Origin of the sequence: Liquorilactobacillus ghanensis DSM 18630 (assembly GCF_001435235.1) — a bacterium.
GTDB classification, from domain to species: domain Bacteria; phylum Bacillota; class Bacilli; order Lactobacillales; family Lactobacillaceae; genus Liquorilactobacillus; species Liquorilactobacillus ghanensis.
The window spans coordinates 53,300-72,826 of the sequence record NZ_AZGB01000025.1; the positions used below are offsets into that span (position 1 = coordinate 53,300).

At 39.3% G+C, this 19,527-nt stretch carries 31 protein-coding genes; all 31 read right to left on the reverse strand.

The features are described 5' to 3' along the window. Positions 1–24 precede the first annotated feature (24 nt). Positions 25–2,238 (reverse strand): heavy metal translocating P-type ATPase, encoded by a 2,214-nt coding sequence (locus FC89_RS10035; protein ID WP_057872426.1) that lies wholly within the window; start codon positions 2,236–2,238, stop codon positions 25–27. 58 nt (positions 2,239–2,296) lie between these two features. Next, positions 2,297–2,761, reverse strand: a complete 465-nt coding sequence (locus tag FC89_RS10040) for a CopY/TcrY family copper transport repressor (protein WP_057872427.1) — start codon at positions 2,759–2,761, stop codon at positions 2,297–2,299. A gap of 396 nt (positions 2,762–3,157) precedes the next feature. Then, positions 3,158–4,345 (reverse strand): pyridoxal phosphate-dependent aminotransferase, encoded by a 1,188-nt coding sequence (locus tag FC89_RS10045; protein WP_057872428.1) that lies wholly within the window; start codon positions 4,343–4,345, stop codon positions 3,158–3,160. Positions 4,346–4,481: 136 nt separating this feature from the next. Beyond that, positions 4,482–4,874, reverse strand: a complete 393-nt coding sequence (gene rpsI / locus FC89_RS10050; protein WP_057872429.1) for a 30S ribosomal protein S9 — start codon at positions 4,872–4,874, stop codon at positions 4,482–4,484. Positions 4,875–4,887: 13 nt separating this feature from the next. Then, positions 4,888–5,331: a 50S ribosomal protein L13 gene (gene rplM / locus FC89_RS10055; RefSeq protein ID WP_057872430.1), complete on the reverse strand. Its 444-nt coding sequence runs from the start codon at positions 5,329–5,331 to the stop codon at positions 4,888–4,890. A gap of 110 nt (positions 5,332–5,441) precedes the next feature. Beyond that, positions 5,442–6,218 carry a tRNA pseudouridine(38-40) synthase TruA gene (gene truA, locus FC89_RS10060; RefSeq protein ID WP_057872431.1) on the reverse strand — a complete coding sequence of 259 codons (777 nt, stop codon included), beginning with the start codon at positions 6,216–6,218 and terminating at the stop codon, positions 5,442–5,444. A gap of 27 nt (positions 6,219–6,245) precedes the next feature. Then, positions 6,246–7,043, reverse strand: coding sequence for an energy-coupling factor transporter transmembrane component T family protein (locus FC89_RS10065; protein WP_057872432.1), 798 nt, complete (start codon positions 7,041–7,043; stop codon positions 6,246–6,248). After that, positions 7,040–7,912 carry an energy-coupling factor ABC transporter ATP-binding protein gene (locus FC89_RS10070; protein WP_157060711.1) on the reverse strand — a complete coding sequence of 291 codons (873 nt, stop codon included), beginning with the start codon at positions 7,910–7,912 and terminating at the stop codon, positions 7,040–7,042. The genes FC89_RS10065 and FC89_RS10070 overlap by 4 nt, the downstream gene beginning before the upstream one ends. Then, positions 7,888–8,727: an energy-coupling factor ABC transporter ATP-binding protein gene (locus tag FC89_RS10075; protein WP_057872434.1), complete on the reverse strand. Its 840-nt coding sequence runs from the start codon at positions 8,725–8,727 to the stop codon at positions 7,888–7,890. The genes FC89_RS10070 and FC89_RS10075 overlap by 25 nt, the downstream gene beginning before the upstream one ends. Positions 8,728–9,023: 296 nt before the next feature. Continuing rightward, the gene (gene rplQ / locus FC89_RS10080; RefSeq protein ID WP_057872435.1) at positions 9,024–9,407 is read right to left on the reverse strand and encodes a 50S ribosomal protein L17; all 384 of its coding nucleotides are present in this window, start codon (positions 9,405–9,407) and stop codon (positions 9,024–9,026) included. Between the two features lie 21 nt (positions 9,408–9,428). After that, positions 9,429–10,373, reverse strand: a complete 945-nt coding sequence (locus tag FC89_RS10085) for a DNA-directed RNA polymerase subunit alpha (RefSeq protein WP_057872436.1) — start codon at positions 10,371–10,373, stop codon at positions 9,429–9,431. 85 nt (positions 10,374–10,458) lie between these two features. Further along, entirely contained in the window at positions 10,459–10,848 is a 390-nt protein-coding gene (rpsK, locus tag FC89_RS10090; protein WP_057872437.1) for a 30S ribosomal protein S11, read from the reverse strand. Positions 10,849–10,867: 19 nt separating this feature from the next. Further along, positions 10,868–11,236, reverse strand: a complete 369-nt coding sequence (gene rpsM, locus FC89_RS10095; protein WP_057872438.1) for a 30S ribosomal protein S13 — start codon at positions 11,234–11,236, stop codon at positions 10,868–10,870. Positions 11,237–11,260: 24 nt separating this feature from the next. Beyond that, positions 11,261–11,374 carry a 50S ribosomal protein L36 gene (gene rpmJ / locus FC89_RS12440; protein ID WP_010496734.1) on the reverse strand — a complete coding sequence of 38 codons (114 nt, stop codon included), beginning with the start codon at positions 11,372–11,374 and terminating at the stop codon, positions 11,261–11,263. A 34-nt stretch (positions 11,375–11,408) separates the two neighbouring features. After that, entirely contained in the window at positions 11,409–11,627 is a 219-nt protein-coding gene (infA, locus tag FC89_RS10100; protein WP_057872439.1) for a translation initiation factor IF-1, read from the reverse strand. 168 nt (positions 11,628–11,795) lie between these two features. Beyond that, positions 11,796–12,461, reverse strand: coding sequence for an adenylate kinase (locus tag FC89_RS10105; RefSeq protein WP_057872440.1), 666 nt, complete (start codon positions 12,459–12,461; stop codon positions 11,796–11,798). Between the two features lie 62 nt (positions 12,462–12,523). After that, entirely contained in the window at positions 12,524–13,822 is a 1,299-nt protein-coding gene (gene secY, locus FC89_RS10110) for a preprotein translocase subunit SecY (RefSeq protein ID WP_057872441.1), read from the reverse strand. Continuing rightward, complete coding sequence (rplO, locus tag FC89_RS10115) at positions 13,822–14,256, reverse strand: 50S ribosomal protein L15 (RefSeq protein ID WP_057872442.1); 435 nt, start codon at positions 14,254–14,256, stop codon at positions 13,822–13,824. The genes secY and rplO overlap by 1 nt, the downstream gene beginning before the upstream one ends. Before the next feature lie 40 nt (positions 14,257–14,296). Beyond that, a complete protein-coding gene (rpmD, locus tag FC89_RS10120) occupies positions 14,297–14,479 on the reverse strand; it encodes a 50S ribosomal protein L30 (RefSeq protein WP_057872443.1) in 183 nt (60 codons plus the stop codon). A gap of 16 nt (positions 14,480–14,495) precedes the next feature. Then, on the reverse strand, positions 14,496–14,996 hold the full coding sequence (gene rpsE / locus FC89_RS10125; protein ID WP_057872444.1) for a 30S ribosomal protein S5: 501 nt from the start codon (positions 14,994–14,996) through the stop codon (positions 14,496–14,498). A 21-nt stretch (positions 14,997–15,017) separates the two neighbouring features. Continuing rightward, positions 15,018–15,383: a 50S ribosomal protein L18 gene (gene rplR, locus FC89_RS10130; protein WP_057872445.1), complete on the reverse strand. Its 366-nt coding sequence runs from the start codon at positions 15,381–15,383 to the stop codon at positions 15,018–15,020. A 30-nt stretch (positions 15,384–15,413) separates the two neighbouring features. After that, positions 15,414–15,950 (reverse strand): 50S ribosomal protein L6, encoded by a 537-nt coding sequence (rplF, locus tag FC89_RS10135; protein WP_057872446.1) that lies wholly within the window; start codon positions 15,948–15,950, stop codon positions 15,414–15,416. Between the two features lie 28 nt (positions 15,951–15,978). Beyond that, positions 15,979–16,377 (reverse strand): 30S ribosomal protein S8, encoded by a 399-nt coding sequence (gene rpsH, locus FC89_RS10140; protein ID WP_057872447.1) that lies wholly within the window; start codon positions 16,375–16,377, stop codon positions 15,979–15,981. 30 nt (positions 16,378–16,407) lie between these two features. Then, positions 16,408–16,593: a type Z 30S ribosomal protein S14 gene (locus FC89_RS10145; RefSeq protein WP_057872448.1), complete on the reverse strand. Its 186-nt coding sequence runs from the start codon at positions 16,591–16,593 to the stop codon at positions 16,408–16,410. 14 nt (positions 16,594–16,607) lie between these two features. Further along, complete coding sequence (gene rplE / locus FC89_RS10150) at positions 16,608–17,150, reverse strand: 50S ribosomal protein L5 (protein WP_057872449.1); 543 nt, start codon at positions 17,148–17,150, stop codon at positions 16,608–16,610. Between the two features lie 25 nt (positions 17,151–17,175). Beyond that, a complete protein-coding gene (rplX, locus tag FC89_RS10155; RefSeq protein ID WP_057872450.1) occupies positions 17,176–17,487 on the reverse strand; it encodes a 50S ribosomal protein L24 in 312 nt (103 codons plus the stop codon). Between the two features lie 29 nt (positions 17,488–17,516). After that, entirely contained in the window at positions 17,517–17,885 is a 369-nt protein-coding gene (rplN, locus tag FC89_RS10160) for a 50S ribosomal protein L14 (protein WP_057872451.1), read from the reverse strand. A gap of 70 nt (positions 17,886–17,955) precedes the next feature. Beyond that, positions 17,956–18,222, reverse strand: coding sequence for a 30S ribosomal protein S17 (gene rpsQ, locus FC89_RS10165; protein WP_057872452.1), 267 nt, complete (start codon positions 18,220–18,222; stop codon positions 17,956–17,958). Between the two features lie 25 nt (positions 18,223–18,247). Further along, entirely contained in the window at positions 18,248–18,442 is a 195-nt protein-coding gene (gene rpmC, locus FC89_RS10170) for a 50S ribosomal protein L29 (RefSeq protein ID WP_057872453.1), read from the reverse strand. After that, entirely contained in the window at positions 18,432–18,866 is a 435-nt protein-coding gene (gene rplP / locus FC89_RS10175; RefSeq protein ID WP_057872454.1) for a 50S ribosomal protein L16, read from the reverse strand. Before rplP ends, rpmC begins: the two co-directional genes overlap by 11 nt. A 2-nt stretch (positions 18,867–18,868) precedes the next feature. Then, positions 18,869–19,525, reverse strand: a complete 657-nt coding sequence (gene rpsC / locus FC89_RS10180; protein WP_057872455.1) for a 30S ribosomal protein S3 — start codon at positions 19,523–19,525, stop codon at positions 18,869–18,871. Between the last annotated feature and the right edge of the window lie 2 nt (positions 19,526–19,527).

Below are 19,527 nucleotides of genomic sequence, written 5' to 3' on the forward strand. Positions count from 1 at the left end.
AACTACCTCCTTAAATTTTATCAACTACGCTAATTTAACATGTCGTAACCGTAATGCATTCAAAACCACAGAAACTGAACTAAAACTCATGGCTGCTCCGGCTAACGCTGGATTAAGCAATGGGCCTCCCAATAAATACCAGCCGCCTAAAGCAATCGGAATCCCCAAGGTATTGTAGGCAAAAGCCCAAAATAGGTTTTCTTTAATATTTTTAAGCGTCTTTTTGCTCAATATAACTGCCTGTAATAATTCATGCAAATTAGAATGCATCAAAACAATATCTGCAGAATCTACGGCAATGTTGGTCCCATTGCCAATTGCAATCCCAACATCTGCTTGAGCTAACGCTGGAGCATCATTAATTCCATCACCAACCATTGCAACTTGTTGTCCCTTTTGCTGTAATTGTTGAATTACCGCTGCTTTTTGAGCTGGCAGAACCTCACTGACCACTTCACCAATTTGTAATTGAGCAGCTATTTTTTGCGCAATTGCCTGCTTATCACCAGTCAGTAAAACTGTTTTCAGTCCTAACTGCTGCAACCGTTGAATTACCTCGGCAGCTTCTGGTCGTAATTGATCTGCAATTCCCATTAAACCAATAACTTGCGTTTGATCAGCAATAAAAACTGTGGTTTCTTGACCAGCAGAAGTACCTTTCAATTCTCCGTTAAAAACTCCTTGCTGTTCGAGCAATTTTTGACTGCCTAAATAATACTTTTGTCCCGCAAGTATTCCGCTGACTCCCAGACCGGTCCAAGTCTTAAACTCTCTGACCGGCAATAATGGTTTGCCTTCAGCTTTTTTTAAAATTGCTGTTGCCAGTGGATGATTGGTGTTTTGTTCCAAACTTGCAGCAATTTGCAACAGTTGATCTGTCGTTATTTTAGCGTTCGCCGTTAGTGAAATAACTGCCGGATTTCCTTGAGTCAAAGTTCCAGTTTTGTCGAAAACGACTGTAGTTAGCCGGGCTAATTGCTCCAGAGCCGGGCTATTTTTAAATAAAATCCCATTTTCAGCTCCTTTGCCACTGCCGACCATCAAAGCTGTTGGAGTAGCCAAGCCTAACGCACATGGGCAGGCAATTACCAAAACAGCTACAAAAATTTGCAGTGCAAACTCAAAAGATTGTCCTGCCAACAACCAGCCAAGCAACCCCAAGGCCGCAATTTCTAAAATTATCGGTACAAAATAAGCCGCAACTTGATCTGCCAAACGAGCAATCGGTGCTTTGGTTGCCTGAGCATCACTGACCAACTTAACAATTTGTGCTAAAACCGTTTTTTCACCCACTTGGCTAACTTGCATCGTAATCTGCCCCAGTTGGTTTTGCGTACCCCCGATAACTTTATCACCACTGTTTTTAGTTACCGGTAAACTCTCACCGGTCAGCATTGCTTCGTCAATCGTTGTTTGGCCGGTTAACACCACTCCATCTGTTGGAATTCGTTGACCGGATTTAACCAACAGTCGATCTCCCGGTTTAATTTCTGTCAATGGTACTGACTTACAAGTTCCATCATTTTGAAGCAGTTCAGCTTGTGGTGGTACCAGCTGCAGCAACGAGGTAAGCGAAGCAGCAGCCCGCTGTTTGGCAACAAACTCCAAGTATTTACCTAACATAATCAAAGCTAAAATCAACGCTGCCGTTTCATAATAAAGATATTGTTCATGGTTCGTTACGACCAACCGAATAGTATTAGCAACACTCGCCAATAAAGATGACCAAGTTCCCAATGCTACTAATGAATCCATATTGGGATGCCCACGCAACAATGACCGGAAACCACCGATCCAATGATCACGGCCAAACCAAAACACCGGCAATGTTAACACTAATTCCGCTAATGCTAATTTAAGCGGTGAAGCAGCTAAACTATTAGGCAGCGGCAGTCCTGCCATTGGTGCCATTGCCAAATAAAGCACACTTACAGCAAACAATATTGCACCAATCAGTTTATTTCTCATTGTCATTTGCTGCTGTTTTTTTTGTTGTTGAACCTTTTTTTCGTTTTCAGCAGCTGACTGTTGCAATTGTGCCTGATACCCAGCTTGTTCGACAGCCGCAACAATTTGTGCAGGTTTTAACTTACCAGTGTCATAGGCTACCCGCATCTTTTCAGTTGCTAAATTAACATTGGCTTGTGCAACTCCTGGCAGACAATTCACCGCTTTTTCAACAGTCTGAGCACAACTGGCACAAACCATACCGCCAATTTGATATTGCTCCTGCTTCATTCAGCCACCTCTTTTCTTTACTAATTATAGCGCAGAGGTTTACTTGTGTAAACGAAAACTAACATTTTTCGCTAACTTCAGCCGTGGAACTGCAGGCTTGATGCATCCCGGGCAGACAATCGCACGGCAATTCATCGGGAGCTGTGGGATACTTTTTAGTTAATTCTTGTTGTAACTGCTCAATATCCCCCTTCGCCAAAGGAAATTGTTGAATGACCTGCAGCAAAGTTGTTCCCACATGATGCTGACAAATCTTTTGAAAAACACCTAAAGCCATCAAATTAATTGCTTCTTGTTCATTAATTGCCGGATGATAAATAAAGCTCCGTCCTTGCGTTGTTGTCCGCAAAACCTCTTTTTGAACCAATCGTCGCAATAAAGTTTTGACGGTTGCTTCTTTCCAACTTTTCTTTTGCTTTAAATTATCAATAATTTTGCGACTGGTAGCGGTTTGCAAAGTCCAAACTACTCGCATAATTTCCCATTCAGCGTCACTAATTTCAACGGCTTTATTATTATTCATAATAGTTCCTTTCTTGCATTATTAATCTGTAGTTGTTAATTTTTTAATATCACTATTTTCAAACATCGGCTGCCGGCTTGCAAAAAAATCAGCTCGACAAACTTTCTTCTGCTGTAATTCTACTACGTGATTGCATTTGTTGCTCAGATAATCACTTGAAAGTTCGTCCAGATGTTAAATAAATTCAATTAGCACTTATTGTGAATTATTTGGAAAAATAGTCTTAATAAGTGTAATCGGGTCTTTCACCGTAATATTCAAGTTTTCAGCAAAAAAGCCTTCTGTTGCTTTTATTTATTAGCATCCCTGAATCAAGCAACCATGCCTATCAGACACCTAATACTATAAAAACAATTTGAAGGCAATAAATTTAATTCACAACAAATTTAAGCTACTTTAATTTTCTTGATCGAACAATTGCAAGGTCGCAATTCTACCAACAGCTTCAACTAATTTTGCCGGTGATACCAGCAGACCGATCCGGACATATTGATCACCTAAAGTACCAAAACCCTTTCCAGGAGCAACTGCCACGTTAACTTTATCCAACAATAAATCAGCAAATGACTCACTAGTGTAACCCTTAGGAACTGGCATCCACACATAAAATGTTCCTCGTGGTACAAAAGCCCGCCAGCCAATCTTCAAAGCTGCTTCTACAAATGCATCCCGGCGTTTTTGATATAAAGCTACCAACTGTTGAATCTCAGCTTCAGCTTGTGGTGATGTCAAAGCGGTAATACCTGCTTCTTGAATTGCAGGAAAAACACTAACAAACAAATGATCTTGAATTAAATTCAAAGCTGAAATTATCGATTGATTTCCAACTGCAAAAGCTAATCGCCAACCAGCCATATTAAAAGTCTTAGAAAAAGTATAAATTTCAATTCCAACATCCTTGGCACCAGCAGCTTGCAAAAAGCTTGGATTTTGATACCCATCAAAACCTAACGCTCCATACGCAAAATCGCTGACAATGCCTAAATGATGTCTTTTGGCAAAAGCAACTGTTTTTTGATAGAATTCTGGAGTTGCTGCCGCCCCGGTTGGGTTATTAGGATAATTCAAATACATAAATTTAGCTTTTTTGGCTGCTGATAAATCAAAATTATCATAATCCGGCAAAAAATTATTTTTCTCCAGCAATGGAAAGGTTTGGTAATTAACTTGGCCTAATGCTGCTCCAGAAAGATAGTCTGGATACCCCGGATCTGGCAGTAACATTGTATCTCCAGGATTCATCAATGCCCATGGTAACTCTACCAAACCAATCTTAGAACCACCCAAGATAGCAATTTCTTTATTTGGATCAACCTTAACTCCATAATGCTGCTGATAAAAATCAGCTGCTGCTTGCTTCAAAGATGCCAAGCCGGAAAAAGGCGAGTACTTGTGGTTGATTGGTTTTGCTGTAGCTTGCTGCATCGCTTTTACTATATAATTAAAAGTTGGTTGATCAGGGTTGCCTTGACCCAAATTGATAACATCATTGCCGGCTTTTATTTTTGCGTTAACTTTTTTTACTAAATTTGCAAAAAACTGATTGGGCAATGTATTTAATAGCTGAGACTGTTGAAAAAACATCCGTGATCGCTTCCTTGTCGTTTTAGACATTATTATAACCCATTAAACTAATGTTTTAATGGCAAAATGTTGATTTCTTAAATTTAAATAAAAAAAAACCACCCATTGTCGCCAACAGATGATTTGCTTGCCAAAATTAACGTTTTGAAAATTGTGGTGCCTTACGAGCTTTCTTAAGACCTGGTTTTTTACGTTCTTTCATCCGTGAATCACGTGTCAATAAACCAGCACGTTTTAATACACCACGGAAATCAGGGTCGACTTCAAGCAAAGCACGAGCAATTCCATGACGAATAGCGCCTGCTTGACCTGAAAAGCCACCACCAAAAACATTAACCAAAACATCGTAAGAATCTTGGGTTTCAGTCACTTCAAATGGCTGTACCATAACTTCACGTAAATTTGCATAGGGAATGTATTCTTCTGCAGAATGGTCATTGATCGTAATCTTACCAGTACCCGGTACCAAACGAACGCGGGCAACAGAATTCTTACGACGGCCAGTTCCTCTGTATTGTACTTGAGCCAAATTCAGTCTCCTCCTAAATCAATTTTGTAATATCGAGTACTTCAGGCTGTTGAGCAGTGTGCTGATGATTTTCACCGCGATAAACACGCAATTTTTTCAACTGAGCACGACCCAAACTACCCTTAGGTAACATACCTTTGATTGACAGTGTCAATAATTTTTCAGGATCTTTCTGACGATAATCTCCTGCTGTTCTGCTCTTCAAACCACCTGGATGATCTGTATGATGATAATATATTTTCCGTTCTGCTTTGCGACCGGTTAAAGCCACTTTATCTGCATTGATAATAATTACAAAATCACCAGTATCAACATTTGGTGTAAAAGTCGGTTTATTCTTGCCACGCAAAACTGACGCAACGACTGCTGACAAACGTCCCAAAGGAACATCTGTTGCATCAACTAGATACCATTTACGTTCTACTTCGCCTGGCTTCGCAATATAAGTTGTACGCACGATTTCTTCCTCCATTTTTATATGCTTGTTTGACACGCATAATAAGTTTCCGGGGCCTACTGTGGGGCAAACAATACCAAATTTAATTTTACGTTTTTTCCCTACTAATGTCAATCGTTATTCACTAGTTTATCCGGTTGGTAAACAACTTCTTTTAAATATAATCCGCTTGCCGGAGCGGTCACACGACATTGATTTCGATCTTTAACTTGATAAAGGCGCAAAAAATCATGAACCGGTCGGCGACGGCTACCAATTTCCAATAAGGCAGCGACCATGATCCGCACTTGATTATACAAAAAACCACTACCATAAAACTCAAAAATAATTTCATTTTCTTGCGGAACTTCTTTAACTTCCGCTGAATAAATTGTTCTGATGTGTGACTTAGTCTGACTACCGGCAGCTACAAAGCTCGAGAAGTCATGCGTTCCCACTACATCCTGAAGTGCAATTTTAATCAGATCAATCTCTAATGGATATTTATAATGACCAGTATAGAAACGTTTAAACGGATTAATTGCCTTAGTATGACTCACTCGATAAACATAACGCTTCCCATGAGCCGTAAACTGGGCGTGAAATTCAGAACTAACGTGTTCAGCAGTTTTAATTTCAATATCCAGTGGCAGCAAACTGTTCAAACCATTCACGATTCCCTGATCAGGGATATCATTGACCAAATCAAAATGGATAACCTGGCCTAGGGCGTGAACCCCAGCATCAGTTCTGCCGGAACCAAAAACATGCACATAATTGCTTCCTTTGTTCATCTGGTTAACGGCTTTTTCTAAGACCCCTTGAACTGTTCGCTGTCGTGGTTGAACTTGAAAACCGGCAAAAGCTGTGCCATCATATGCTAACGTCACTTTGTATCTAATTGTCAAAACTTTCTCTCTCTTTCTCAGCAAATTTTACCAGGTGCGCAATAAAAACATTATTACTGTGACTAACAAAAAAGCAAACATACTGAGCGTATCACGCAAACGCCACTGATTAACCCGATATTTCGTTCGCCCTTCGCCACCATGATAACCACGTGCTTCCATAGCCGTTGCTAAATCCTCTGCCCGATTAAAGGCACTGACAAATAATGGTATCAATAAAGGGACGACTGCATGCAGCCGTTGTCGTAAACTGCCAGTGTCAAAATTAACACCACGGGAACGTTGAGCATTCATTATTTTAGTAGCTTCATCAAGTAATGTCGGCACAAATCGCAAAGCAATCGACAGCATCAGCGACACCTCATAAACTGGAAAATGAATTTTTTTGAGCGGCTTAAGCAACGACTCAAGTGCCCCAGCAATTTCTAATGGCGGAGTTGTCAAAGTCAGCAGCGTTGACATAAAAATTATCAATACAAAACGAAAAAAAACATAGATTCCACTGATAATCCCAGTTTGGGTTAAAGAAAATGGACCCCATTGCCAGTAAACAGTTCCTCCACGACTAAAGAGAATTTGCAAAACTACGGTAAACAAAATCAACCAAATTAACGGCTGAACTCCCTTCCAAAAGAAGCTTAATTTTATTTTTGCAAGTAAAATACAGCCAGCAACAACCGCAAACATAAATAAATAAGTTAACCAATTATTTGCTAAAAAAATTATAATAATAAAATAAAAACTTAAAATTAATTTAGAACGGGGATCTAACCGATGAATAAATGAAGATCCTGGCAAGTATCTTCCCAAAAGGACTTTATTCAATTGCTGCTCCCCTCCTTTGGCAGCCACTTTGCCAACTGATCAGCTAATTGATCTTCAGTCAATGGCAATTCCTTAAATTTAAAATTTGACTGCTGCTGAATAGCAAAAGCAAGCTTAGCTGCATGCGGTAAATCCAAATGATGCTTGTGCAGCCATTCTGGCCGGCTGAATAATTTCCTTGGAGTCTGCTGAGCCATTATCTTGCCTTCCTCTAAAACAATAACTTGATCTGCATATAGGGCAACATCATCCATTTGATGAGTTACCAAAATTACCGTTAAGTCCTGCTGTTGTTTCAATTGCGCAAATAATTCCATGATTTCTTGATGCCCGCGCGGATCTAAACCAGCAGTAGGTTCATCTAAAACTAAAATCTGCGGTTGCATCGCTAGAATTCCAGCAATAGCTACCCGCCGCATCTGCCCACCGGATAATTCAAACGGAGACTGCTCCAAGACTGAAGCTGGCAGTTGAACCAGTTCAGCTGTTTTGCGAGCTATTTTTTCGGCTTCTGCAGGTGTTGCTCCAAAATTTTTCGGAGCAAATGCAATATCTTTTAATACCGTTTCTTCAAACAATTGTGCTTCTGGAAATTGGAAAACAACTCCGACTTGGCGTCGCAATTTCACCAATTCTTTATTCGTTGTAGTCGTAGTAATTAATTGGTCATTAACTGTCAATTCTCCGCTGGTTGGTCGCAATAGACCATTTAAATGCTGAATCAAAGTTGATTTACCACTGCCTGTATGACCAATTACTGCTGTATAACTATGTTCGGGAATTGAAAAAGAAACATCTGATAAAGCACGGTGGGCAAATGGTGTCGCTGGCTGATAAATGTAAGTTACATTTTTGAAATTGATTGACAAATCCAATCGACCATCCTTTGTTCAGTGTAGTATTGTGCAGGTACTTTAACGTGACGCTGAGTTAAGGCTGCTTTTATTTTTTCTGAAAAAGGAACAGCCAATCCCAGACTAACCAATTCTTTACCGTGAGCAAAAACCTGTTCAGGAGGAGCAGATTCAATTATTTTGCCATCATCTAAAACTACTACACGATCAGCCAAAGCAGCCTCATCAATATCATGAGTAATTGAAATAATCGTAAAATCATGCTGCATTTTTAACTCGTGAATTAATTGGATCACGTCGCGTCTGCCTTCTGGATCCAGCATACTGGTAGCTTCATCTAAAATTATAACTTTGGGTTGTAACGCGATTACTCCGGCCAGAGCGACTCGCTGCTTCTGACCACCAGATAAGTTAACTGGTTCCTGATCGGCAAATTGCAGCATGTTAACTCGCTGTAAAGCTGCTCTTACTCGCTGATGCATTAAATCATAGGGAACTGCTTGGTTCTCCAAGCCAAAAGCTACATCTTCAGCTACATTAGCACCAACAAACTGATTTTCTGGATTTTGAAAAACCATGCCAATTTTCTGACGAATTTCCCAAATGTTTTCAACATTCAGCTTTTGCTGATCTACAGTAATTGTCCCACTTTGCGGTTGTAAAAGACCATCGATCAGCCGAGCCAACGTACTTTTACCACTGCCGTTATGTCCAATAATAGCCACCCATTCATGGTTCTCAATCCGAAAATTGAAATCCTTAAATAAAAATTCAGCTTGTTGCGAATATTTAAAATTCAGCTGCTCAATCTCAATTATACTGCTTGTCATTTGCTCACCTCCGACAGTTTCACTTCTATAGCCCTTATCATAACATAATGTAATCTTTTAAGTTGCTCAAATTTTATCAAATTACGGACTTGCTTTTTTGATTTTTAAGTATGTATAAGTAAATGGCAAAGATAATTTAATAATCATCTTTGCCACTCAACTGATTTTTAATTACAACAAAAAAAATCACTTTTTATAACAAAGGTTTCACCATAATAGGCTACTTAGGACTAGACTTGGATCTTCCCCATCATCGTAACGCCCAGTTATTGTTATAAAAGTGACAAAAAATTTAATTAATCAACTAATTCCAAGACAACCATTTTAGCTGCATCACCACGACGTTCACTCATTTTTAAAATTCGAGTGTAACCACCGTTGCGATCCTTAAAACGAGGTGCAACTTCAGCAAATAACTTCTGTAATGCTGTCTGAACGATAACTTTATCTTCTTCTTCTTTAACATCAGCAATAACATCCATCATAAACGCAGCTGCTCGACGACGGGAAGCAAGATCGCCTTTTTTGCCCAGAGTAATCATTTTCTCAGCCGTCTTGCGAACTTCTTTAGCGCGAGCTTCAGTCGTCACAATTTTACCTTCAACCAGCAAATCCGTTGTCAAATTACGGAGCATTGCTCGACGATGTCCACTTGTACGACCTAATTTACGGTAACTCATTAAATTTCCCTCCCTTGTAAATTAATCTTCATGACGTAATGAAAGGCCAAGATCCACCAATTTATTCTTAACTTCTTCTAACGATTTGCGTCCAAGGTTGCGAACCTTCATCATATCAGCTTCTGACTTATTAGTCAGTTCCTGAACAGTATTAATTCCCGCACGTTTCAAACAGTTATAAGAACGAACAGACAAATCTAACTCTTCAATTGTCATTTCAAGCATTTTTTCTTTATGTGTTTCTTCTTTTTCGACCATGATTTCAGCATTCTTAGCTTCATCAGTTAAATCAACAAATAAGGTCAAATGCTCGGTTAAAATTTTTGCCGATAAACTGATAGCCTCACTTGGACTGATTGAACCATTTGTCCAAACATCTAACGTCAATTTATCATAATCATTTTTTTGACCAACACGTGTTTTCTCGACTTGATAATTGACACGTTCGATCGGGGTATAAATTGAGTCGATCGGCAAAACACCAATCGGCATATCATCAGCCTTTGCTTTATTCTCATCAGCTGAAACATAGCCGCGGCCCTTATTAGCATTCATTCTGACATGAAGTGAAGCTCCCTCAGCTACTGAACAAAGATACAGATGCTTATTCAGGACTTCAACTTCAGCGCTTCCCTGAATGTCTCCGGCTGTAACATCAAGCGGCCCTGTTACATCAATTTCTAGTGCCTGATCTTCTTCCGAATCGATTTTCAATGCCACTTTCTTTAAATTCAAAATAATTTGAGTAACATCTTCACGAACACCCTTGATTGTTGAAAATTCATGTAAAACACCATCGATTTGAATATTAGTAATCGCAGCACCAGGCAATGAGGAAAGTAAAATCCGACGAAGCGAATTACCCAAAGTTGTGCCATAGCCACGTTCTAATGGCTCGACAATAAATTTACCAAAATTAGGACTTTCTTCTATTTTGTGAATTTTTGGTTTTTCAAATTCGATCATTCTTATCTTTACCCCTTTCAAAACGCAACGTGCAATCTGGCGAAAACATTATGAAGATTTACCTCAAAATGAATGCTAACCATTATTAAACACGACGGCGTTTTGGAGGACGACATCCATTATGAGGAACCGGAGTAACATCGCGAATTGAAGTAACTTCCAGTCCTGTTGTTTGTAATGCACGGATTGCGGCTTCACGGCCAGAACCTGGTCCCTTAACAGCAACTTCAACAGATTTCATACCATGCTCCATTGATCCCTTGGCAGCAGCTTCAGCAGCCATTTGTGCAGCAAATGGTGTTGACTTACGGCTTCCCTTGAATCCAAGTGAGCCAGCTGAAGACCAAGCAACCGCATTTCCATGAACATCCGTAATCATAACTAAAGTATTATTGAACGTTGAATGAATGTGTGCTACTCCGCTTTCAATATTCTTTTTTACTCGACGCTTACGCGAAGTCTTTCTAACAGCCATTAACTATAACCCTCCTTTATTAATTATTCTTTTTACCAGTAATTGCTGTAACTGGGCCTTTACGTGTCCGTGCGTTGTTCTTGGTATTTTGACCACGAACAGGTAAATGACGACGGTGACGTAAGCCTCGGTATGAGCCAATTTCTGACAGACGTTTAATGTCTAAGCTGACTTCACGACGTAAGTCACCTTCAACCTTATAATGATCAACGGCTGCACGAATCTTATCTTCTTGTTCTGGAGCTAAGTCGCGAACACGAACATCTTCAGAAACTGCTGCTGCTGCTAAAATCTTTTTAGCTGTTGAATTACCGATTCCATAAATGTAAGTCAATCCAATCACGATTCGTTTGTCACGTGGTAGATCGACACCTGCAATACGAGCCATAACAATTACACCTCCTAATTTTTATTATCCCTGACGCTGTTTATGCTTGGGATTTGAACAAATAATCATAACACGGCCTTTACGTTTGATCACTTTGCAGTGTTCACACATTGGCTTTACTGATGGTCTCACCTTCATGAATTATACCTCCCGATAAATTTTGAAGTACAATTTATTTAAAGCGATAGGTAATGCGTCCCTTAGTTAAATCGTATGGAGACATTTCGACTGTAACTCGATCTCCCGGTAAAATCCTGATATAATGCATCCGAATTTTGCCAGAAACATGAGCCAAAATTTCATGTCCATTTTCGAGTTCAACTTTGAACATTGCATTGGGTAAAGTTTCAACAACTTTCCCCTCAATTTCAATCACATCATCTTTCGCCACGTAAAAGTACCTCCTTAAATGGTCCTTTGGCTTCTCAATATACAATCAGCTAACTAATTTAACATATTTGAGTTAACTGAAATCCTAAAAAAGACAGACTAACCCTGCTGAAAAGATAAACCTGGAACAGTATATCACTGTAGCAGACTTGTTGCAACCTAATAAGCTCTAGTTACGTAAATCATTTAAAATTTTCTGTACATCTGTAAACACATCATCAATTGGCTGATTTCCATTAATCTCATGCAATAGATTTTGTTGCTGATAAAAATCGATTAATGGAGTATTCATTTTTAAATTTACTTCCAAGCGATTTTTTACTGTCGCTGGTTTATCGTCTTCTCGTTGATAGAACTCATGACCACCACAGCGATCACAAGTGCCGTCCGTTTTGGTTGGATTAAACAATTTGTGGTATGTTGCACCGCAATTTCGGCATATATAACGCCCTGTTAATCGTTCCAACAATGAATCTGGATCAACATGAATGTTAATCACAGCCGTTAAAGAACGATTCAATTCTTTTCCCATTTTCTCCAACGCTTCAGCTTGAGCTAAATTTCTCGGAAAACCATCCAATAAAAATCCTTGGGCCGTATCTGCTTCAGCTAAACGATCACGAACGATCCCGTTAGTTACTTCATCAGGAACTAACTCCCCACGATCAATAAATGCTTTAGCTTTGAGTCCCATTTCAGTTTCATTTTTAATAGCTGCCCGAAAAATATCACCGGTTGAAATATGTGGAACATGATACTGATCAACAATTCTTTCAGCTTGTGTTCCTTTACCCGCACCCGGTAAACCCATCAACATTAAATTCAATGCTGTCATTTGCTTTGACCCCCGAAGATTTTAAGTTTTTTCTACAAGACTTGTCTTGAAAATGCTACTACTTATTTACGAATGAATCCGACGTATTCACGCTTCATCATCATACCTTTTAACTGTCGAATTGACTCTAACGAGACACCTACAACGATTAATAAACTAGTTCCACCCAAACCAATTGATTCATCAAGCCCCCAAATATTGGAAGCAATCAACGGTATTAAGGAAACCAAACCTAAAAATAAAGAACCAACCGCACTCAAACGCATCAGCAAATGTGAAACATATTTTTCAGTTTCTTTTCCTGGCCAGACGCTTGGAATATAACTTCCTTGTTTTTGCAAATTCTCTGCTAACTTTTCAGGATTTACCTGAACAAAAGCATAGAAGAAAGTAAACAAAATTATCAAGACAGTGTACAAAATCATGCCGCCAGTTGCCTGCATATTAAACAAGTTGCTTAAAACCTGATACCAAGTATCTTCAGAATGATTTTGTGTAAATAACATTAAAATCGTCTGCGGAGTAGCAATAAAGGAACTAGCGAAAATAACGGGAATAACCCCTGCAACATTAACCTTTAATGGCAGATAAGAACTATCAGTCGCACCGGCTAATCTTCGAGTATATTGAATTGGAATTTTATAATTAGCTTGCTGAACATAAGTTACAAAAGCTACAATTAGTAGAATTGCAATTACCAGTACCAAGACATACAAAATTCCACTCCACAGTTGGCTAGAATTTGAATCAACAAACTGTTCAACATAAACTTGATGAACTCCCGTTGGAATTCTAGCCAAAATACCTGCCATAATGATCATCGAAATTCCATTACCAAAACCACGTTCAGTAATCATATCACCAAGCCAAGTAGTAAAAAGTGAACCACCTGTCAAAATAATTCCAATACTTAAATATGTTTTTAGACTTGGATTATTAACCAGATTCAAACTGCTTAAAGCATTGAAACCGGCTGTAATGCCAATTGACTGTACAAACGCCAGGACAATCGTTAAATACCTTGAAGTTTGATTCAGTTTTCGACGACCAACCTCGCCTTGTTTACTCCACTCAACAAAACGTGGGACAATATCCATCTGCAGTAATTGAACAACAATTTGTGCAGTGATATATGGGGAAACCCCCATCGCCAAAATTGAGTAGTTGGTCAAGCCGCCACCGCTGAAGGTATTTAAAATACTAACTAACCCTGAAGATGCAACGTTAGTTAGAGCTTTCGCGTTGATCCCAGGGACTGTAATATATGTGCCTAAACGAAATACAATCAAGACGCCTAAAGTAAACATAATTCGATTACGAATATCTTTAACAGCAAAGGCATTCTTCATTGTTTTCAGCATTAAATCACCTCAGCTTGACCGCCAGCAGTTTCAATCGCTTCTTTAGCCGCTGCTGAGAATTTGTTGGCTTTAACTGTTAAACTCTTAGTTAATTTACCATTACCAAGGACTTTAATTCCATCTTTTTCATCTTTGATAACTTTTTTCTCAACTAGCAAAGTTGGGGTAACTTCTGTACCATCGTCAAATTTTTCAAGAGTTTCCAAATTAACAATCGCATATTCTTTACGATTAATATTTTGAAAACCGCGCTTTGGCATCCGACGGAATAATGGCATTTGGCCACCTTCAAAACCTAAGCGGACTTTGCCACGAGCTTTTTGACCTTTTTGTCCACGGCCAGCTGTCTTGCCATTACCGGATGAAGTTCCGCGACCTACACGATTACGAATTTTACGTGAGCCTTCGCTTGCTTTTAATTCATGCAATTTCACCAGAAAGGCACCTCCTTTAATTTAATCTTATCATAAAACGCTATTCAGCTACTTCAACAGCAACTAAATGATTGATTTTAGTAATTGCACCACGTGTTGCAGCATTATCAGGTAAAACAACTGAGCTGTTTACCCGACCTAAGCCTAAAGCCTTAACAATATCACGCTGTTTTTGGGGCCGGCCAATGACGCTGCGGGTTAATGTAACTTTCAGATTTGTCATTTTACAATCGGCCTCCTTACTCGGCTAAATGTTGAGTCGAAATACCACGTAAAGTAGCAACTTCGGCAGCATTTTTTAATTTAAGTAAACCATTAACAGTCGCACGAACAACATTAATTGGTGTGTTAGAACCTAATGATTTGCTTGTAACATCAGCTACGCCAGCTAATTCCATAACGGCACGAACTGCTCCACCAGCAGCTACACCAGAACCGGCAATAGCAGGTTTCAGCATAATACGGCTACCACTATGTTCACCGATTACTTCGTGAGGCAAAGTTTCGCCAACCATCGGAACCTTAATCAGGTTCTTACGTGCTGCATCAACTGCTTTACGAATAGCTTCAGGTACTTCCTGAGCTTTACCGGTACCGAAACCAACATGTCCATTATGATCGCCAACAATAACCAAGGCAGCGAAACGCAGACGACGACCACCTTTAACAACTTTTGTAATACGGTTAATCGCAACTACGCGATCTTCTAAATCGAGTTGTGCTGGATCAATAAAAGTCATAAACTACTTTCCCTCCCTTGATTAAAAGTCTAAACCATTTTGACGAGCTGCTTCAGCCAAAGCTTGAATTCGACCATGATATAAATATCCGCCACGATCAAAGACAACTTCTTTGACACCCTTAGCAACTGCACGTTTGGCAACAACTTCACCGACTGAAGCTGCTTGTTCTGTTTTATTATTTCCACTGACTTCTTTATCCAGTGTAGAGGCACTAACAAGCGTCACACCCGCTACGTCATCAATTACTTGAGCGTAGATGTTTTTGTTTGAACGATAAACATTTAAGCGTGGGCACTTAGCTGTACCAGAGATTTTACCACGAACACGAATATGACGCTTTTGCCGTGTTTTATTTTTATCTGGTTTGGTAATCAAAATTTTCACCTCTTGAATTATTATGCAACTTGCAAGTTACTACTTACCAGTCTTACCTTCCTTACGACGAACATATTCACCGACATAACGAATACCTTTACCTTTATAAGGTTCTGGTGCACGAGTCAAACGAATACGAGCAGCTAAATCGCCAACTTCTTGCTTAGAAACACCTGACACAACAATAGAAGTTGCTGAAGGCGTTTCTAATTTTAATTCAGCTGGTGTTTCAAATTCAACCGGGTTAGAATAACCAACGTTCAAAATCAAGGTCTTACCCTTCATTTGCGCACGATATCCAACACCTTGCAACTCTAATTCTTTTTTAAATCCTTCGCTAACACCCACAACCATATTGTGAAAATTTGCGCGGGTAGTACCATGTAATGCTTTTGTTTTATTATCATCAGCAGAACGATCAAATTTAACAATGTTGCCTTCGACATTCATTGAAATTTTATCAGAAAATTCACGTGTCAACTCACCCTTAGGTCCCTTGACAGTTACAACATTTCCATCGCGTTTAACTTCAACACCTGCTGGTAAAACTACTTCCTTATAACCAATACGACTCACCAGTTACACCTCCTTGCTGTTAAAAATCCTACCAAACATAAGCAATAACTTCGCCGCCGATTTTCTTAGCGCGAGCTTCCTTGTCTGTCATAACTCCTTCAGAAGTTGAAAGAATTGCAATTCCAAGTCCGTTCAAAACTTTAGGAACGGAATCAGCTTTTACATAAGATCTTAATCCTGGCTTAGAAATTCTTTTAATACCGGAAATAACCCGTGTATTATTTTGTCCATATTTCAAAAAGACGCGGATAACGCCTTGCTTATCATCATCAATGTATTCAACATCGCGAACAAATCCTTCATTCTTGAGGATTTCTGCAACATCGTGCTTGATTTTTGATGCTGGAGCTTCAACTGATTCGTGTTTTGCTAAGTTAGCATTACGAATCCGAGTTAAAAAGTCAGCAATCGGATCTGTCATGGCCATGATTTGCCCTCCTTTTTTTAAATGTTTATATTACCAGCTAGCCTTTTTCATACCAGGAATCTGACCTTTATGTGCCAGTTCACGCAGGCAAACACGGCATAACTTAAATTTGCGATAAACTGAATGAGGACGTCCACAACGAGCACAACGAGTATATTCCTGTGTTGCATACTTAGCTGGACGTTTGTTCTTAGCAATTTGTGACTTCTTAGCCAATGTAAAACCTCCCTTTACTTAGCAAATGGCATTCCTAGCTGCTTCAACAATTCTCTTGACTCTTCATCAGATTGAGCAGTAGTTACCAAAACGATATCCATTCCACGAACTTTGTTAACATTATCAAACTCAATTTCTGGGAAAATCAATTGTTCCTTGATACCCAAAGTATAATTACCGCGTCCATCAAAAGCGCGTTTACTTACGCCATGAAAATCTCGAACACGTGGCAAAGAAACAGAAACTAATTTATCAAGGAAATCAAACATTCTTGTTCCTCGTAAAGTAACTTTTGTTCCAATTGCCATTCCTTCACGCAAACGGAAACCAGCGATTGATTTCTTTGCTTTGGTAATCACTGGCTTTTGTCCAGCAATTAAGGTTAACTCTTCAACTGCCTCATCAAGATTCTTAGAGTTGTTAACAGCATCGCCAACACCCATATTAATGACAATTTTTTCAATTTTTGGCACTTGCATAATTGAAGTATAATTAAATTTTTCCATTAAAGATGGCACAATTTCTTTATCATACTTAGCTTTTAAACGGTTTACCATGAAGACTTGGTCCTCCTTTCTTTAACTATTTATCTAGGACTTCGCCGGATTTTTTAGCAAAACGAACCTTTTTACCATCAACAATCTTATGACCGATACGGGTTGGTTGATTGTTAGAAGGATCCAGCAGCATAACGTTTGAAGCATCAATAGCTGCCTCAACTTCAACAATACCGCCATTCGGATTGGCATTGCTTGGTTTTTGATGTTTCTTTACCAAGTTAACACCTTTAACAATCACCCGATGCTGTTTCGGTAAAACTTTTTCGATAGTGCCTTCTTTGCCCTTATCTTTACCGGCAATTACTTTAACCTTATCATTTTTTTTAACGAACATTTTCGCACCTCCTTGACCTAGTAGTTTAATTACAATACTTCAGGTGCTAAGGAAACGATTTTCATAAAGTTTCCTCCACGCAACTCACGTGCCACCGGTCCGAAAATACGTGTTCCTTTCGGTGACTTATCATCAGCAATAATAACAGCTGCATTTTCATCAAACTTAATATAAGAACCATCTGCACGATGAGTTCCAAATTTAGTCCGCACAATTACCGCTTTAACAACGTCACCTTTTTTGACAACGCCACCTGGTGTTGCTTGTTTAACCGTAGCAACAATAACATCACCGACATTAGCAGTTTTGACCCGAGAACCACCAAGAATTTTAATAACTAAAATTTCTCGTGCTCCTGAATTATCTGCAACTTTTAAACGACTTTCCTGTTGGATCACTGGATGTGACCTCCTTTCGCGAACAAATCAGAATACGAATTAAAGTGTAATCGTTAATTATTAACAAGCACTAAATAATAACTGCTTTCTCAACGATATCAACTAAACGAAAACGTTTGGTTGCGGATAATGGACGTGTCTCCATAATTTTGACGATATCGCCAATCTTAGCTTCATTTTTTTCATCATGGGCTTTGAATTTCTTAGAGTACTTAACACGTTTGCCGTATACCTTATGATTTTTGTATGTTTCAACGACAACTGTGATTGTCTTATCCATTTTATCGGAAACAACCCGACCCTGATAAACTTTACGTTGATTGCGAGTTTCAGCCATGCTTTATTTACCTCCTTTTCGTATTCTATTTTTTCAATTCATGCTGCCGCAAAACTGTTTTAATGCGAGCAATTGATTTGCGAACTTCCTTAAGACGTGCAGTATTTTCCAACTGTCCGGTTGCTAATTGGAAGCGCAAATTAAAAAGTTCTTCTTTGAACTCTTTTTCTTTTTTAAGCATTTCATCAGTGGTTAATTCATTAATTTCTTTAATTTTCATTTGATTCGCCACCTACTTCCTCACGTTTTACAAACTTGGTTCTAATCGGAAGCTTATAGGAAGCAAGTCTCAATGCTTCACGAGCTACTTCTTCGGAAACGCCGCCGATTTCAAATAAAATCTTGCCGCGTTTTACTGGTGCTACCCAGCCTTCTGGAGCACCTTTCCCAGAACCCATACGAACACCGATTGCTTTAGCTGTGTAAGACTTATGAGGGAAAATTTTAACCCAAACTCTTCCACCACGCTTCATGTAACGCGTCATTGCGACACGAGACGCCTCAATTTGGCGGTTTGTGATCCAATGTGAATCAACAGCCTGCAAACCATATTCACCAAAAGCAACTGTTTTGCCACCTTTAGCTTCGCCACGCATCTTACCGCGAAATTCGCGGCGATGTTTTGTCCGCTTTGGTACTAACATGATTATTTCCCTCCTTCGCGGTTAACCTTTTTAGCAGGTAAAACTTCTCCACGATAAATCCAAACCTTAACACCCAATTTACCGTAAGTCGTTACTGCTTCAGTCCAAGCATAATCAACATCTGCCCGCAAAGTATGCAAAGGTACTGTACCTTCAGAAAAATGCTCAACTCGAGACATATCTGCCCCATTAAGTCGTCCAGCAACCTGAACTTTAATACCTTTAGCACCAGCACGCATTGTCCGTTGAATACCTTGTTTCATTGCCCGACGGAATGCTACACGGTTCTCCAATTGCACAGCAATTGCTTCCCCTACTAACTCCGCATCTAAATCAGGTTTTTTAATTTCAATAATGTTAATATGAACACGTTTGCCGGTTAGTTGATTTAATTCTTTACGCAACTTTTCAACTTCTGAACCGCCCTTGCCAATTACCATTCCTGGTTTAGCAGTATGAATTGAAATATTAACACGTTTAGCTGCACGCTCGATTTCAACCGTCGAAACGGACGCATCAGCTAACTTAGTTTGAATGTATTTCCGAATATGCAAATCTTCATGCAAATTATCCGCATAATCCTTTTCAGCATACCATTTTGCATCCCAGTCACGGATAATTCCGACACGCAATCCAGTTGGATTAACTTTTTGACCCACGC